Raw genomic sequence first — 13,461 nt, forward strand, 5'->3', positions numbered from 1 at the left:
GCGGGGCGGTCACTGTCGTCTTGCTTTCGAGGGCGGGACGCCCTCGCTCCCGGGGTTGAGGGCGAGGACGCCGCGAGGGTCATGCCCTCGCTCCCAGGGTCAGTCCTTGGGCAGCCAGTTCATCATCTTGCGGAGGTCGGCGCCGACGGCTTCGATCGGATGGGCGGCCGTCTTGGCGCGCAGTTCGTGCAGGCGCGGTTCGCCGTTCTCGAACTCCTCGATCCATTCGCGGGCGAAGGCGCCGGACTGGATGTCGGCCAGGATCTGTTTCATGGCCTTGCGCGACGCGTCGCCCACCACCCTGGGTCCGCGCGAGTAGTTTCCGTACTCGGCGGTGTCGCTGACCGAGTAGTTCATGCGCTTGAGGCCACCCTCGTAGTAAAGGTCCACGATCAGTTTCAGTTCGTGCAGCACTTCGAAGTAGGCGAGTTCCGGCGGGTAGCCGGCTTCAACCAGCGTTTCGAACCCGGCCTTGATCAGTTCCTCCGAGCCGCCGCACAACACCGCCTGTTCGCCGAACAGGTCGGTTTCGGTCTCGTCCTTGAAGTTGGTCTCGATGACGCCCGCGCGGATCCCGCCGATGCCGTCGGCGTAGCTGAGCGCCAGGTCGAGCGCGCCGCCGGTGGCGTCCTGGTGGACGGCGGCCAGGCAGGGCACGCCGGCGCCCTGCAGGTACATCCGCCGCACCAGGTGACCGGGGCTCTTCGGCGCCACCATGAATACGTCCACGTCCGCCGGTGGTGTGACCTGGCCGTACAGCACACTAAAGCCGTGCCCGACGGCCAGGGCCTGTCCGGCCTCGATGTTCGGCGCCACCGCCGATTCATAGACGCGCCGGTGGTGCTGATCCGGGACCAGGATCATGATCACGTCGCCCCAGGCGGCAGCCGTGCCCATGTCGAGTACGCGCAAGCCCTGCGACTCCGCCTCGTCGCGCGACGAGGAACCTTCGCGCAGCCCCACCACGACCTGCACGCCGCTTTCCTTGAGGTTCAGGGCATGCGCATGCCCCTGGCTTCCGTAACCCAGCACCGCCACCTTGCGGCCGCGAATGATGGACGTATCGGCTTCGTAATGAATCTTCATATCAGGCCCTTTGCTGAATGTATTGAAACGGGGCCCCGTGGCCCTTCTGAAATGGACTTAAATCTCGCTGCCGGCGGGTTGAGGCGCCCTCTGCATGGCCACGCGCCCCGAGCGCGCGACTTCCTCGATTCCGTGCGTTCTCATCAGGTTGACGAAGGCATCGACTTTCTTGGTGGGCCCTACGATCTCCAGCGCCAGAATGTCCGGCGTCACGTCCACGACTCTTCCACGAAAGATCTCGTTGATCTGCAGCACCTCCGAGCGTTTTTCGCCGGTGCAGCGGATCTTGATCATGCACAGTTCCCGCTCGACGAAATCGGTACCGGTGACGTCGTACACCGCGATCGTGTCCACCAGCCGGTTGAGCTGGCGGATGATCTGGGAAATGACCCGGTCGTTGCCGCGCGTCACGATGCACATACGCGAAATCGTCGAGTCTTCGGTTACGCCCACCGTCACGCTGTCCAGATTGAACCCGCGCGCGGAGAACATGTTCACCACCCGGATCAGCGCACCCATCGAGTTCTCCACCAGCACGTTGATGATGTGCTGCTGGGCCTGCGGGGGCGCTCCCGGCTCCACGGGTTCGCCCGCCGCCCGCTTGCGGATGAGCTGCTGCGGCGTCAGCGTGATCGCTTCTTCGTTCATACGAAGGTCTCCGGCGCGTGCCTGGAGGTGATCATCTCGTCCGACGACTTGCCGGCCGGCACCATCGGGAACACCATCTCTTCCTTTACGACCCGGAACTCCATCACGACCGGGCGGTCGTTGATCTTCCAGGCCTTCTCGATCACGTCATCGACCTGGTCCGGTCGTTCCGCGCGCAGGGCGGCGCAGCGGCTGGCGCGGGCCAGCTGCACAAAGTCCGGATTGGTGTCGGTGAGATCGGTATGGCTGAAGCGGTTCTCGTGGAACAGTTCCTGCCACTGGCGCACCATCCCCAGGAAGTTGTTGTTCATGATTACGACTTTCAGCGGGATGCCGTGCGCCGAAGCCACCGCCAGTTCCTGCGCGTTCATCATGAAACCGCCGTCGCCGTTGATCGAGATCACCGTCTTGTCGATGCCGTAGGCGCGCAGTCCGAAGCCCGCGCCCAGGGCCGCAGGCAGCGAGAACCCCATGGTCCCCAGGCCGCCGGAGGTGATGTGCGTCCGCGGCTGGGTGAACTTCAGGTACTGGGCGGCCCACATCTGGTTCTGCCCCACATCGGTGCATACCACCGCGTCGCCGCCGGACCGGGCCCGCAGCTTCTCGAGCACGTACTGCGGACGCAGTTCGCCGTCGTCGGCATAGGTCAGCGGGCACTCGTCGCGCCAGTCCTGGATCTTGTTCAGCCAGCGCTTGACCTTCTTGGGTTTGACCAGCGGACGCAGCTGCTCCAGCACCGATTTCACGTCGGCATTGAACGCGAGGTCGGCGTAGATGTTCTTGGAGATGCAGGACTTGTCGATCTCGATGTGAATGATCGCGGCATGCGGCGCCCAGCGGTCCACCATGCCGGTGACGCGGTCGTCGAAACGCGCGCCCACGGCGATGATGAGATCGGCGTGCTGCACCGCCTGGTTGGCCCACCACATGCCGTGCATGCCGAGCATGCCCAGCGACAGCGGGTCGTCCTCGGGGAATGCGCCCAGTCCGTGCAGGCTGGTGGTGACGGGGATATTGAGATGGTGCGCGAACTCGGTCAGCACTTCGGCGGCGTTGGAATTGATCGTTCCGCCGCCCACGTACAGCAGCGGCCGCTGCGACTTCTCGATCATCCGCACCGCCCGGTGCAGGCGGATTTCGTCGCAGTCGTCCGGAACCGAGTAACCGCGCATCTGGATCTCTTCGTCGAACTGGAACACGCCCTCGGCCATCAGCACGTCCTTGGGCAGGTCCACGACGACCGGCCCGGGCCGCCCGGTGCGCGCGAGGTGGTAGGCCTCGTGCACGATGCGGGGGATATCGTCCGGCGAGCGCACCAGGTAGTTGTGCTTGGTGATGCTGCGGGTCACGCCCAGCGTGTCGGTTTCCTGGAAGGCGTCGTTGCCGATCAGCGGCATCGGCACCTGGCCCGTGAACACCACGATCGGGACAGAATCCATGAACGCGTCGGCAATGCCGGTCACGGTGTTGGTGGCGCCGGGACCGCTGGTCACGAGTACGGTTCCGACCTGGCCCGTGGCCTTGGCGTAGCCCTCGGCCGCATGCGTGCCGCCCTGCTCGTGGCGCACCAGTACATGCTGGAAGTTCGGCTTCACGCGCGCCATTTCGTCATATACGTGAATTACCGCCCCGCCGGGATGTCCGAAGACAACCCGTGCGTCCTCCGCTTCCAGCGCGTGGAGAAAGATCTCCGCGCCCGACATCTTCTTGCCGATGTACTGCTGCACGGCGTCTCTGCCGCGAAGGCGCGGCTGGGATTCCGCGAGCGCGGCGGCGGTGCTGGCGCTAGACATGGGTAAGTTCCTCATGACGTTCGGAAGCTTTGCGCGCCCCGGCCCCTTCGGGACCGCCCACGCGCAGGATGGCGCCGGTGGAAGCGCTGGTCACGAAATGCGTGTAGCGCTCCAGCCAGCCACCCATTATTTTCGGGCGGAAAGGCTTGAGCCGTTCCCGCCGGCGTTCGAGTTCATCCGGGTCGACCTTGAGGTCCACCCGCCGCTGCTTCAGGTCGATCACAATGCGATCGCCCGGCTCGACCAGCGCGATCGGACCGCCGGCGGCTGCCTCGGGCGAGACATGACCCACCGAAAGACCGCGTGTCGCGCCCGAGAAACGCCCGTCGGTCAGCAGCGCGGCGGCGGTATCCAGACCCATGCCCGCGATCGCGGAGGTCGGCTGCAGCATTTCGGGCATGCCGGGACCGCCGCGCGGACCCTCGTAGCGAATGATGACCACGTCGCCTTCGCGCACCTCGCCGGCCATGATTCCCTCCACGGCTTCGTCCTGCGACTCGTAGATGCGGGCGCGTCCTTCGAACCGCTGCAGGTGCTCCGGCACGGCTCCGACCTTGATGATCGCGCCCTCCGGCGCCAGCGAGCCGAACAGCACGCTCAGGCCTCCGGTGGCGCGAAACGCGGTGGCGCGATCGCGAATCACGGCGCGGTTCTGCACCTCGGCATTCCTGAGGTGCTCGCCGAAGTTTCCGGCCACGGTGGGACGGTCCGAGTTCAGAACGCCGATGGCGTCCAGTTCCTTGAGGATGGCCTGCACGCCGCCCGCCTGCTCCACGTCTTCCATGTGCACGTCCGGCGTGGCCGGCGACACCTTGCAGATGTAGGGCACGCGGTCAGCCATGCGGTTGATCCGGTCCAGGTCGTAGGGCACTTCCGCTTCGTGCGTGGCCGCCAGCAGGTGCAGCACCGTGTTGGTGGAACCGCCCATCGCCATGTCGAGCGCGAATCCGTCGTCGAAGGCGTCGGCAGTGACGATGTCGCGGGGCTTGAGATCTTGTTCGACAAGTTCCACTACGCGGGCGCCGGCCTTTCGCACCAGTTTCTCGCGGCGCGGATCCACGGCGAGGATGGAGCCGTTGCCGGGCAGAGCCAGGCCCAGCGCCTCGACCAGGCAGTTCATGGAGTTGGCGGTGAACATGCCCGAGCATGAGCCGCAGGTGGGGCAACTCAGTTGCTCCAACTGGGCGAGTTCTTCATCGCTCATGTCGCCCTTCTGGTGGCGTCCCACCGCTTCGAACACGCTGGCCAGGTCCACCTTGCTGCCGCCGGGCAGCTTGCCGGCCTTCATCGGACCGCCGGACACGAACACCGTAGGAATGTTGATCCTGAGCGCCCCCATCAGCATGCCCGGCACGATCTTGTCGCAGTTCGAAATGCACACCAGGCCGTCCAGCCAGTGGGCCTGGGCCATGGTCTCGACCGAGTCGGCGATCAGTTCGCGCGACGGCAGCGAGTAGCGCATGCCGATGTGACCCATGGCGATGCCGTCGTCCACGCCGATGGTGTTGAACTCGAACGGCACGCCGCCCGCCTCGCGCACCGCATCGCGGGCGATCGCGCCGAGCCCCTGCAGGTGTACATGGCCGGGGATCAGCTCCACAAACGAGTTGCAGATGCCGATGAACGGGCGCTCGAAGTCCTCGTCCGAGCGCACGATGCCGGTGGCGCGCAGCAAGGAGCGGTGTGGCGCCCTTTCGATGCCACGCTTTACGGTGTCGCTTCTCATTTCCCCAGGCCTGGTTTACCCGCGCCGGCGACTCGCGCCAGCGAGGCAAAACATCTTACATCAGCGAGGGGTAGATTGAATATCCGCTAAATTGCGCAAGATATTGTGAATGGCTGTAAATTTACGGCTTCTGACCGGGAGGACGATATGAAGAAAACGCTGATGCTCGCACTGATCGCATCGCTGCCGCTCGCGTGGAACGCGGACGTCATGGCGCAGGACTGGAGCAAGGAGTACGAGACCACGAAGATTTCCGATCGCCTCTATACCTTCTGGCGCAGGGGAATCCGCAATATCTTCGTGGTCACGGACGAAGGGGTCATCGCTACCGATCCGATCAGCCCGGAGGCCGCCGAGGTCTATCGGGCGGAGATCGCGAAAGTCACGGACCTGCCGGTGCGCTACGTGATCTACAGCCATGAACACTGGGACCACGTGCTGGGCGGGCAGATCTTCAAGGACGAGGGCGCCGAGTTCATCAGCCACGAGAATTGCCTGAAGTTCTTCTTCCGCAATCCCAATCCGGACCTCGTGATCCCGGACCGGACCATCTCCGGAAACACGCTTTTCAGCCTGGGCGACGAGAGTTTCCATCTGCGCTATCTGGGCGAGAACCACGGCGATTGCCTGCTGGTTTTCGACTTTCCCGAGGAGCGGGCGATCTACCTGGCGGACCTGGCGACAGACGGCTTCATAGGCCTGGGCACAATGCCGGATTACGACCTCATCGAATACCTGCGTTCGCTGCGCGAGATCGAGGCCATGGACTTTGACCTGATGATCGGCGCGCACGGACCGGCCCGGGCGGGCAAGGACGCGGTCGTGATCCGGCGGCGCTGGATGGAAGCGATCATCGAGGCGGTGGGCCGGGAACTGGAAGCCGGCACGCCGGTTGCCGCGATCGCCGGCAAGCTGCATTTCCCGGAATTCGAGCACCTGCGCGGCTATGAATCGCAATTGCCCGCCTTCGTGCTGCGGATGGCCCAGTTCCACGAGATGGGCTGGTAGCGCGCGGACCCGCGCGGAGGCAGCGTGCCCGAGCTGCCCGAGGTCGAGACGACCCGCCGCGGCATCGAGCCGCTGGTGGCGGGCGCGCGGGTTGATCGGGTCGTCGTGCGCGAGCGGCGGCTGAGATGGCCGATTCCCGGGGAGGTGGAGCGCAAGCTCACCGGTGCCACGATGCTCGGCGTTGGGCGCAGGGCCAAGTACCTCCTGCTGGAAAGCGAGCGTGGAACGGCGATCGCCCACCTGGGAATGTCGGGCAGCTTCTCCGTCGTGGCGGCCGGGACCGAGCCGGACATCCACGATCACTATGACGTGGTTTTCGATGGCGGCAAGGCCCTCAGGTTTACCGACCCGCGAAAGTTCGGCAGCCTGCTGTGGGGCGGGCGCCAACCCTTGCGCCACAAGCTGCTGGCGGATCTCGGTCCCGAGCCCTTCAGCGCCGAATTCAGCGGCGAGTGGTTGAAGGAGCGCTCGCTTGGCCGGCGGGTTGCCGTGAAGTCGTATCTGATGATGCCGGCGGTGGTCGCGGGGATGGGCAACATCTACGCCAGCGAGTCGCTCTACCGGGCGGGAATTCACCCGCGCCGGGCCGCCGGCCGGATCGCCTTGCGCCGCTACGAGGTGCTGGCCCGGGTCGTTCGCGACGTGTTGGGCGAAGCCATCGAGTCGGGCGGAACCACGTTGCGCGACTTCGCCGACGCAAGCGGCCGACCCGGTTACTTTGCCCAGCGGCTGGACGTGTATGGCCGGGAGGGTCAGAGCTGCCGGCAGTGCGGTTCGAAGGTCAGGCGCAGAGTTATCGGGCAGCGCGCCAGCTACTACTGCGTGCGCTGCCAGAGATAGTAGGCGATGGAGGGCGGGACGCCCCTTAGCCTTTTCTTCGCTCCCTTCGTCCGGGAGTTTGTGAGCCATGGATGGCGGAACCAAGCCCCACGGATGGGTTCATGTGTCTCCCGGACGAAGGGAGCGAAGAAAAGGCGGAATCGAAGCGCCGCCAGTCGTTAGCGAACGTCGGAGCCGCCGTTTCGGCGGGGGTCGCTGGCGGCGGTAAGCGTGCCGTCGGCGTATTCGTGGGTGATTGCCTGCATGTTGCCCCAGGGACGTGAAGATTCCCGCAATTCGTGGCCCAGCTCCGCGAGCGCTGCCTGTAGATCCTTGTCCATCGCGCCGGCCTCGAACGACACCGAGTCCGGAATGTACTGGTGGTGAACGCGGGGCAGGCTGACGATGCCTTCCGCGTCCGCGCCCTCCATCCAGGCCAGCGCACCCAGCAGCACCATAGTCACGATGCGGCTGCCGCCGGGCGTGCCGAGGATCGCCAGGCCGCGCTCGGACTCCAGGAAGGTGGGCGTCATGCTGGAGAGCATCCGCTTGCCCGGTTCGATCCCGTTGGCATGCGAATGCACGAGCCCGAATGCGTTGGGCGTTCCCCGCTTGACCGAGAAGTCGTCCATCTCGTTGTTCAGGATCACGCCGGTGCCCGGCGGGACGAAACCGGAACCGAACAGCGTGTTGATCGTCTGCGTTACCGCGGCGCGGTTGCCGTCCTTGTCCAGCACCGAGAAGTGGCTGGTGTCGGTTCCCAGGGGCCGCTGACTGATCGGACCGGGCAGAGTGTCGCTGGGCGTGGCGCGATCCATGCGCACGCTGGCCAGCAACCCGTCGGCGTACCAGGGATGGATCAGCCGCTCGACCGGAACCGGAACGAAGTCCGGGTCGCCGAGATACTCGGCACGGTCCCGGTACGCGCGCCGGATCGCCTCGACCAGCAGGTGCGTCCGGGCCGGATCCTCAAGTTGCGCAAAACCCCGGTGTGCGAGCATGTTGAGGACCTGCGCCAGCGCCACGCCGCCGGCCGACGGCGGCGGCGCGGTAGTGACCTCGACCTCTCCGTAGCGGAAGCGGAGCGGTTGCCGCTCGACAATCCGGTAGGCCGCCAGGTCCTCCATGCTCCAGATGCCGCCTGCGTCACGCACGCCCGTGACCATCAGTTCGGCCCTGGGACCGGTGTAGAAGCCCGCCGCGCCTCGAGAGCCCAGGGTTTCGAGAGTATCGGCAAGGTCAGGTCGGCGGATCAGGTCGCCGACGGGCGGCGTTTCTCCGCCCGGCATGAATATTTCGACGAACGCGGGCGAGGGCGAGCCCATGCGGGGAAGGGCCCGAAGCAGCCTCCGGGTCCCCTCGGTCACCGGCAGGCCCTCGCGCGCCAGCCGGATTGCCGGCGCCAGGCTTTGCTCGAGCGGCAGGCGACCGTACTTGTTCGCGATGTGCTCAAGCGCCGCCGGCAGCCCCGGGATGCCCGCGGCCAGCGGACCGGAAAGCGATGCGCGCCGGACCGGCTCGCCGTTCTCGTCCAGGTACATGTCCCGGGTCGCCGCGCCGGGCGCGGTTTCCCTGGCGTCGACAAACACGCTGGACTTATCGGCGGCCTGGTGGAGAAGGAAAAAACCACCGCCGCCGATGCCCGAGCTATGCGGCTCGGCAACCGAAAGCGCGGCGCTGACCGCAACGGCCGCGTCGAAAGCGTTGCCGCCCCGGGAGAGAATTTCGAAGCCCGCAGCGGTGGCGGCGGGATGGGCACTTGCTATGGCTGCGTGCCCGGGGCCGGTTGCCCTTGCAACCTTGCCCATCCCGTCTTCGGCGTGAGCGCCGCCGGCTGCGGCAATCCATAGCAGAAGGGCCGGCAGCAGGAATTGGCCGGCCCGGGGCGGAATCAATTTCATTACAGGTGCTCCTTGAGCGCGGTCACTACTACCGGGTGTACGAAATTCGATACGTCTCCGCCCATTCCCGCGATCTCCCGGACCAGGGACGACGAGACATGGGCGTAGCCCTCCGAGGGTGTCAGATATACCGTCTCTATCGACGGGTCCAGGCGCCGGTTCATGCTGGCGAGCTGGAATTCGTGCTCGAAGTCGCTGACCGCGCGCAGTCCGCGAAGGATTGCGTGCAGCCCGTTGGCGCGCGCATATTCCACCGTCAGACCTTCGTATCCTTCAACGCGCGCCTCAGGCACGTCGGCCAGCACTTCGGCGGCCAGGCGGATTCGGGTCTCCAGGTCGAACATCGGCGATTTCGAGGGACTTGCCGCCACGGCCACGACGACTTCGTCGAACAGCGCCGCGGCCCGGCTGACCAGGTCGGAATGGCCGTTGGTAATGGGGTCGAAGGTGCCGGGATACATGATTCCCCGCCGGGTACCTGCGCTGCTCCGCCTTGCGTTCATGTTTCTGGCTTGGTGTCGCGACGCTAAGGCCGTTTCCGGCCGGCCAGCGTCATGCGCACGTCCCCGACAACTTTTTCGCGCAGCATTTCCAGTTCCAGCGGTAGTTCAATCAACGGGTCGCGCTTGCCGGCTTCCAGGTACAGGCGGCAATTGTCCGCGAGCCATCCGTTTCGGGCAAGCAGTTTACAGCAGCGCGCCGCAAGGCCGCTTCCGAAGGGCGGATCCATGAACACGATGTCCATGCGCTTGCGCGCGCCGGATTTCTCAAGCCAGCCGGCTGCATCGGCCAGTTCGACGCTGCCTGCCACTTCCCATTCGTCCACGACCCGGCGCAGCATCCCGGCTGCCGAGCGCTCCGACTCCACGAATACGCAATGAGCCGCGCCGCGCGACAGCGCTTCCAGCCCCAGTGCACCCGCGCCGGCAAACAGGTCCAGGCAGTGCGCCCCGCGCACCTCCGGCGCGAGCCAGTCGAACAGGGTTTCGCGGGCGCGAACGGGCGTGGGCCGCGCGGTGGGCGGCACTTCGATCAGGCGCCCGCGAAGACTACCGCCGGCGATCCGAACCTGGCCCCGATGTTTACTGGACGGCATGGCGCGAGAGTATCATTTCGCGCTCACGCCCGCTGTTGAAGCAAAGGCACCGGCAGGACAGACAGCAGGTCCATGATTCGCCTTCAGGAAGTAACCATGCGCTACCGCGGCGGCGCGGAAGCATTGTCGGAGGTCAGCCTCTCCGTCGAGCCGGGCGAATTCACCTATCTGACAGGGCCTTCGGGCGCCGGCAAGACCACGCTGATCAAGCTGCTGGCGGCGATAGAGCGGCCCACCAGAGGCCAGGTGTTCGTGCTGGGCCGCAATGTCGGACGGCTGAAACGGCGGGCCGTCTGCAGTCACCGGCGTCGAATCGGCACCGTTTACCAGAACAACCTTCTGCTGGAGGATCGAAGCGCCTTCGACAATGTCGCACTGCCGCTGCATATTTCCGGCCTGGGTCAACGCGAGGTGCGTCGCCGGACCGAAGCGGCGCTCGATTCGGTGGGGCTTCTGAAAAGCGCCCGCCGGTTCCCCAGGCTGCTGTCGCAGGGAGAGCAGCAACGACTCGGCATCGCCCGGGCCGTAGTGAACCGGCCGGAGCTCCTTGTGGCCGACGAGCCGACCGGCAACCTGGATCCTGAACTTTCGCGCGAGGTGATGAAGCTGTTTCGGCGCCTGGTGGGTTACGGTGTGACCGCGCTGGTGGCCACCCACGATGTGGGGCTGATCGAATCATTGCCCGCCCGCCGAATCAGCCTGCTGAAGGGCAGGGTGGACTCCGACACTACGCCGTCATGAATCTGATGCGCTATCTCGAGCGGCACCTCGCCTGCTGCCGGTCGGAAGCCGTTCGGCTGGTTCGCCAGCCCATGGGCAGCCTGCTGACGGTGGCCGCGATCGGGCTGCCGCTGGCCCTGCCCGCGGGCCTGAGCGCGGTGTTGCAGAACATGGAGGGCCTGGCTGCGGCCTGGGGCGAAGCGCGCTCGTTTTCGATTTACCTCAAGCCGAACGTAAGCGTTGCGGTGGCCGAACAACTGGCCGCCGACCTTCAGCGCAATCCCGCCGTCGGGGAGGTTCGGCGGATCAGCCCCGGGGAAGCCCTTGCGATCATGGAGGGCCGCAGCGAGTTTGCCGCGGCGATCGAGACCCTGGAGGAAAACCCCCTGCCGTGGACGCTCGTCATAGCGCCCGCGCCGGGCGCCTCGGAGAACGAATTCCTGGCGCTGCAGGACACCGCGGCCACGCTGGAGGAAGTGGACCAGGTACGGGCCGACACGCAGTGGCTGCAGAGAATGAGCGCCATACTGGCATTGGCCGGGCAGGCAATGCTGCTGATCCTGGTCATGGTACTGGTGGCGCTTGTCGTCATCATCGGGAATACGGTAAGGCTTGAAATACAGAGGCAGCGGGACGCAGTCGAAGTGATGTCGCTGCTGGGCGCCAGCCGCGGCTACCTGCGCCGGCCGTTCCTTTACCAGGGGTTCTGGTACGGCCTGGGAGGAGGCCTGCTGGCGGTTCTGCTGGTGCGGCTGGGCCTGTGGACGCTGGGCGGTACTTTCGCCGACCTGATGGCCCTGTACGAGAGCGATCGCGCGTTGAGCGGCGCCTCGTGGCGACAGGAACTGGCGATCCTGGGGATAGGCGTACTTACCGGCTGGCTCGGCGCCTGGCGGGCGGTCGCCGGACAGCTCCGAACGATGGAGTAGGCGGTTTCGCTCCCCTAGGCCTTCGCCGCGTCGGGCTGTTCGAGGGCGGACCCGGGTTCGCGGTCGGGCAGCTTGGGGAGGTCGGGCATGGTCAGGCGGACAAACAGTTCTTCCAGCCGGTTGGTCTTGTGGCGGATGCTCAGCACCTGTATGCCGGCGGCGTTCAGCAACTCGAAGAACTCGTTGAGACTGCGCGTTGCCGGAACTTCCACTTCCATTTCATAGCGGCTGCGCCAATGAACCTGGAATCCCGCGAATTTCTGACCCGGGCTGGCCGCCTGCTGCAATGAAATAACGAAGTGCTGTTCCGGCAACTGCCGCAACACATGCTCCATGCGGTCCTCGACCACGATTTCGCCCCGGTCGAGGATGGCGATACGTCGGCAAAGGTGTTCGGCCTCCTCGAGGTAATGGGTGGTGAGGATGATGGTCACGCCCCGTTCGTTGATTTCCTGCAGAAGGTCCCACATGGAACGGCGGATCTCGATATCCACGCCCGCCGTGGGCTCGTCCAGGATCAGCAGTTTCGGTTCGTGCACCATCGCCCGGGCGATCATCAGGCGCCGCTTCATTCCGCCGGAAAGCGTTCGGGTCAGCATGTTGCGCTCGTCCCATAGACGCACCGCCCTGAGGCACTTTTCGGCGTTGCGCCGGGCCTGCCGCGGGGTCAGGCCGAAGTACCCGGCCTGGTGCATCATCGTGGGCATCGGCCGCTCGAACATGTTGAGGTTCACTTCCTGCGGCGTTACGCCTATGCATCGTTTTACCGCGGCCGGATTCGTATCGAGATCATGGCCATACACGCGGACCTTGCCGGCGGTCTTGTTGACCAGCGTGGTGATGATGCCGATGGCGGTGGTCTTGCCGGCGCCGTTGGGGCCGAGCAGCGCGTAGAATTCGCCCTCGCGCACGGTGAGATCGATGCCCTTGAGCGCCTCTACGCCGTTGGGATAGACCTTGGCGAGTCCTTTCAGGGAGAGTGCGTCCACGGCGGTCCATTGTGCAGCGCGCGCACGGCAAAGGAAAGTGTCTTTGTCGCTTCGATCCCGCCCTTCCTTTGCTCACCTCCTCGTTGGAGACGCCATCCTGGCTCGATTCTCGCTGTCCCTGCTCCAACGCTCCCACGAGGAGGGGAGCAAAGGAAGGGCTCAAGCCGGCACCGCTTGCAAGAGGAACCGAGGGGCTTGCATTACGTTGCGGCCGGGGTTGTGCTGGCCGGGATTGTGTGCATAATATGCGCCTTCTTTTATTATTATGAGCATCTTATGCCAACGGGGACGGACAGTATGGCCCGCCGCCACGAGGTCATCGCGGACATCATCGCGGGTCAGACCGTGGGCAGCCAGGCGCAACTCGGCCGGCTGCTGGCGGAGCGCGGCATTCGCGTTACGCAGTCGTGCATCAGCCGTGACTTGTCTGTTATAGGCGCGGTCAAGCGGGGGCGCGCGTACTCCGTTGCGTCCTCCGATATTTCCGAGGGGGACCGGCAAACGCTTGCCACTTATGTGCGTGGCCTGGCCAACGCCGGACCCAACCTCGCGATCGTGCGCACAGCGACCGGGGCGGCCCAGCGGATAGCGCTGTTCCTCGATCGCTGCGGCTGGCCCGAGATCGTGGCAACCGTGGCCGGGGACGACACGATCTTCGTCGCCACCCGCAACCGGGACGAACAGCAGGTATTGCTGGCGCGCCTGCGCCGCGAAATGGCCCCGGTTTCTTCCTGAACTCAAGGCAA

General features: G+C 65.5%; 13 protein-coding genes. 5 read left to right on the forward strand and 8 right to left on the reverse strand.

Translation table 11 applies throughout. The features are described from left to right. Window positions 1–99: 99 nt before the first annotated feature. From ilvC to ilvD, 4 genes are all read right to left on the reverse strand, one after another. A complete protein-coding gene (ilvC, locus tag F4036_10040) occupies window positions 100–1,086 on the reverse strand; it encodes a ketol-acid reductoisomerase (GenBank protein MYK38082.1) in 987 nt (328 codons plus the stop codon). Window positions 1,087–1,143: 57 nt separating this feature from the next. Beyond that, window positions 1,144–1,734: an acetolactate synthase small subunit gene (gene ilvN / locus F4036_10045; protein MYK38083.1), complete on the reverse strand. Its 591-nt coding sequence runs from the start codon at window positions 1,732–1,734 to the stop codon at window positions 1,144–1,146. Then, window positions 1,731–3,437 (reverse strand): biosynthetic-type acetolactate synthase large subunit, encoded by a 1,707-nt coding sequence (gene ilvB, locus F4036_10050; protein ID MYK38084.1) that lies wholly within the window; start codon window positions 3,435–3,437, stop codon window positions 1,731–1,733. The genes ilvN and ilvB overlap by 4 nt, the downstream gene beginning before the upstream one ends. An 82-nt stretch (window positions 3,438–3,519) precedes the next feature. Continuing rightward, the gene (gene ilvD, locus F4036_10055; protein MYK38085.1) at window positions 3,520–5,253 is read right to left on the reverse strand and encodes a dihydroxy-acid dehydratase; all 1,734 of its coding nucleotides are present in this window, start codon (window positions 5,251–5,253) and stop codon (window positions 3,520–3,522) included. A gap of 147 nt (window positions 5,254–5,400) precedes the next feature. On the opposite strand from ilvD, the gene F4036_10060 reads away from it, so the two are divergent. Both F4036_10060 and mutM read left to right on the forward strand, forming a co-directional pair. Next, window positions 5,401–6,261, forward strand: coding sequence for an MBL fold metallo-hydrolase (locus F4036_10060; GenBank protein MYK38086.1), 861 nt, complete (start codon window positions 5,401–5,403; stop codon window positions 6,259–6,261). A gap of 24 nt (window positions 6,262–6,285) precedes the next feature. Beyond that, entirely contained in the window at window positions 6,286–7,101 is an 816-nt protein-coding gene (gene mutM, locus F4036_10065) for a bifunctional DNA-formamidopyrimidine glycosylase/DNA-(apurinic or apyrimidinic site) lyase (GenBank protein ID MYK38087.1), read from the forward strand. A 158-nt stretch (window positions 7,102–7,259) separates the two neighbouring features. Here the strand turns inward: mutM and ggt are convergent, their stop codons facing one another. From ggt to rsmD, 3 genes are read right to left on the reverse strand one after another with little or no spacing between them, the layout of a single operon-like run. Then, window positions 7,260–8,981 carry a gamma-glutamyltransferase gene (gene ggt, locus F4036_10070; protein ID MYK38088.1) on the reverse strand — a complete coding sequence of 574 codons (1,722 nt, stop codon included), beginning with the start codon at window positions 8,979–8,981 and terminating at the stop codon, window positions 7,260–7,262. Continuing rightward, window positions 8,981–9,484, reverse strand: a complete 504-nt coding sequence (coaD, locus tag F4036_10075; GenBank protein ID MYK38089.1) for a pantetheine-phosphate adenylyltransferase — start codon at window positions 9,482–9,484, stop codon at window positions 8,981–8,983. The genes ggt and coaD overlap by 1 nt, the downstream gene beginning before the upstream one ends. A gap of 23 nt (window positions 9,485–9,507) precedes the next feature. Next, window positions 9,508–10,077 (reverse strand): 16S rRNA (guanine(966)-N(2))-methyltransferase RsmD, encoded by a 570-nt coding sequence (gene rsmD, locus F4036_10080; protein ID MYK38090.1) that lies wholly within the window; start codon window positions 10,075–10,077, stop codon window positions 9,508–9,510. A gap of 72 nt (window positions 10,078–10,149) precedes the next feature. Here rsmD and F4036_10085 point away from each other — a divergent pair, with 72 nt between their 5' ends. Beyond that, window positions 10,150–10,818: an ATP-binding cassette domain-containing protein gene (locus F4036_10085; protein ID MYK38091.1), complete on the forward strand. Its 669-nt coding sequence runs from the start codon at window positions 10,150–10,152 to the stop codon at window positions 10,816–10,818. After that, complete coding sequence (locus tag F4036_10090; GenBank protein ID MYK38092.1) at window positions 10,815–11,726, forward strand: FtsX-like permease family protein; 912 nt, start codon at window positions 10,815–10,817, stop codon at window positions 11,724–11,726. The genes F4036_10085 and F4036_10090 overlap by 4 nt, the downstream gene beginning before the upstream one ends. Before the next feature lie 14 nt (window positions 11,727–11,740). Here the strand turns inward: F4036_10090 and F4036_10095 are convergent, their stop codons facing one another. Continuing rightward, the gene (locus tag F4036_10095; protein ID MYK38093.1) at window positions 11,741–12,715 is read right to left on the reverse strand and encodes an ABC transporter ATP-binding protein; all 975 of its coding nucleotides are present in this window, start codon (window positions 12,713–12,715) and stop codon (window positions 11,741–11,743) included. A gap of 276 nt (window positions 12,716–12,991) precedes the next feature. Here F4036_10095 and F4036_10100 point away from each other — a divergent pair, with 276 nt between their 5' ends. Next, window positions 12,992–13,450: an arginine repressor gene (locus F4036_10100; protein MYK38094.1), complete on the forward strand. Its 459-nt coding sequence runs from the start codon at window positions 12,992–12,994 to the stop codon at window positions 13,448–13,450. Window positions 13,451–13,461 lie beyond the last annotated feature (11 nt).

It is taken from the genome of Gammaproteobacteria bacterium (assembly GCA_009845905.1).
In the GTDB taxonomy this organism is placed as follows: domain Bacteria; phylum Pseudomonadota; class Gammaproteobacteria; order Steroidobacterales; family Foliamicaceae; genus Foliamicus.

Bases quoted from the DNA above. Each gene is read 5' to 3' on its own strand.
- ilvC (MYK38082.1), bottom strand. From the start codon at position 1,086: ATGAAGATTCATTACGAAGCCGATACGTCCATCATTCGCGGCCGCAAG.
- ilvN (MYK38083.1), bottom strand. From the start codon at position 1,734: ATGAACGAAGAAGCGATCACGCTGACGCCGCAGCAGCTCATCCGCAAG.
- ilvB (MYK38084.1), bottom strand. From the start codon at position 3,437: ATGTCGGGCGCGGAGATCTTTCTCCACGCGCTGGAAGCGGAGGACGCA.
- ilvD (MYK38085.1), bottom strand. From the start codon at position 5,253: ATGAGAAGCGACACCGTAAAGCGTGGCATCGAAAGGGCGCCACACCGC.
- F4036_10060 (MYK38086.1), top strand. From the start codon at position 5,401: ATGAAGAAAACGCTGATGCTCGCACTGATCGCATCGCTGCCGCTCGCG.
- ggt (MYK38088.1), bottom strand. From the start codon at position 8,981: ATGAAATTGATTCCGCCCCGGGCCGGCCAATTCCTGCTGCCGGCCCTT.
- coaD (MYK38089.1), bottom strand. From the start codon at position 9,484: ATGAACGCAAGGCGGAGCAGCGCAGGTACCCGGCGGGGAATCATGTAT.
- rsmD (MYK38090.1), bottom strand. From the start codon at position 10,077: ATGCCGTCCAGTAAACATCGGGGCCAGGTTCGGATCGCCGGCGGTAGT.
- F4036_10085 (MYK38091.1), top strand. From the start codon at position 10,150: ATGATTCGCCTTCAGGAAGTAACCATGCGCTACCGCGGCGGCGCGGAA.
- F4036_10090 (MYK38092.1), top strand. From the start codon at position 10,815: ATGAATCTGATGCGCTATCTCGAGCGGCACCTCGCCTGCTGCCGGTCG.
- F4036_10100 (MYK38094.1), top strand. From the start codon at position 12,992: ATGCCAACGGGGACGGACAGTATGGCCCGCCGCCACGAGGTCATCGCG.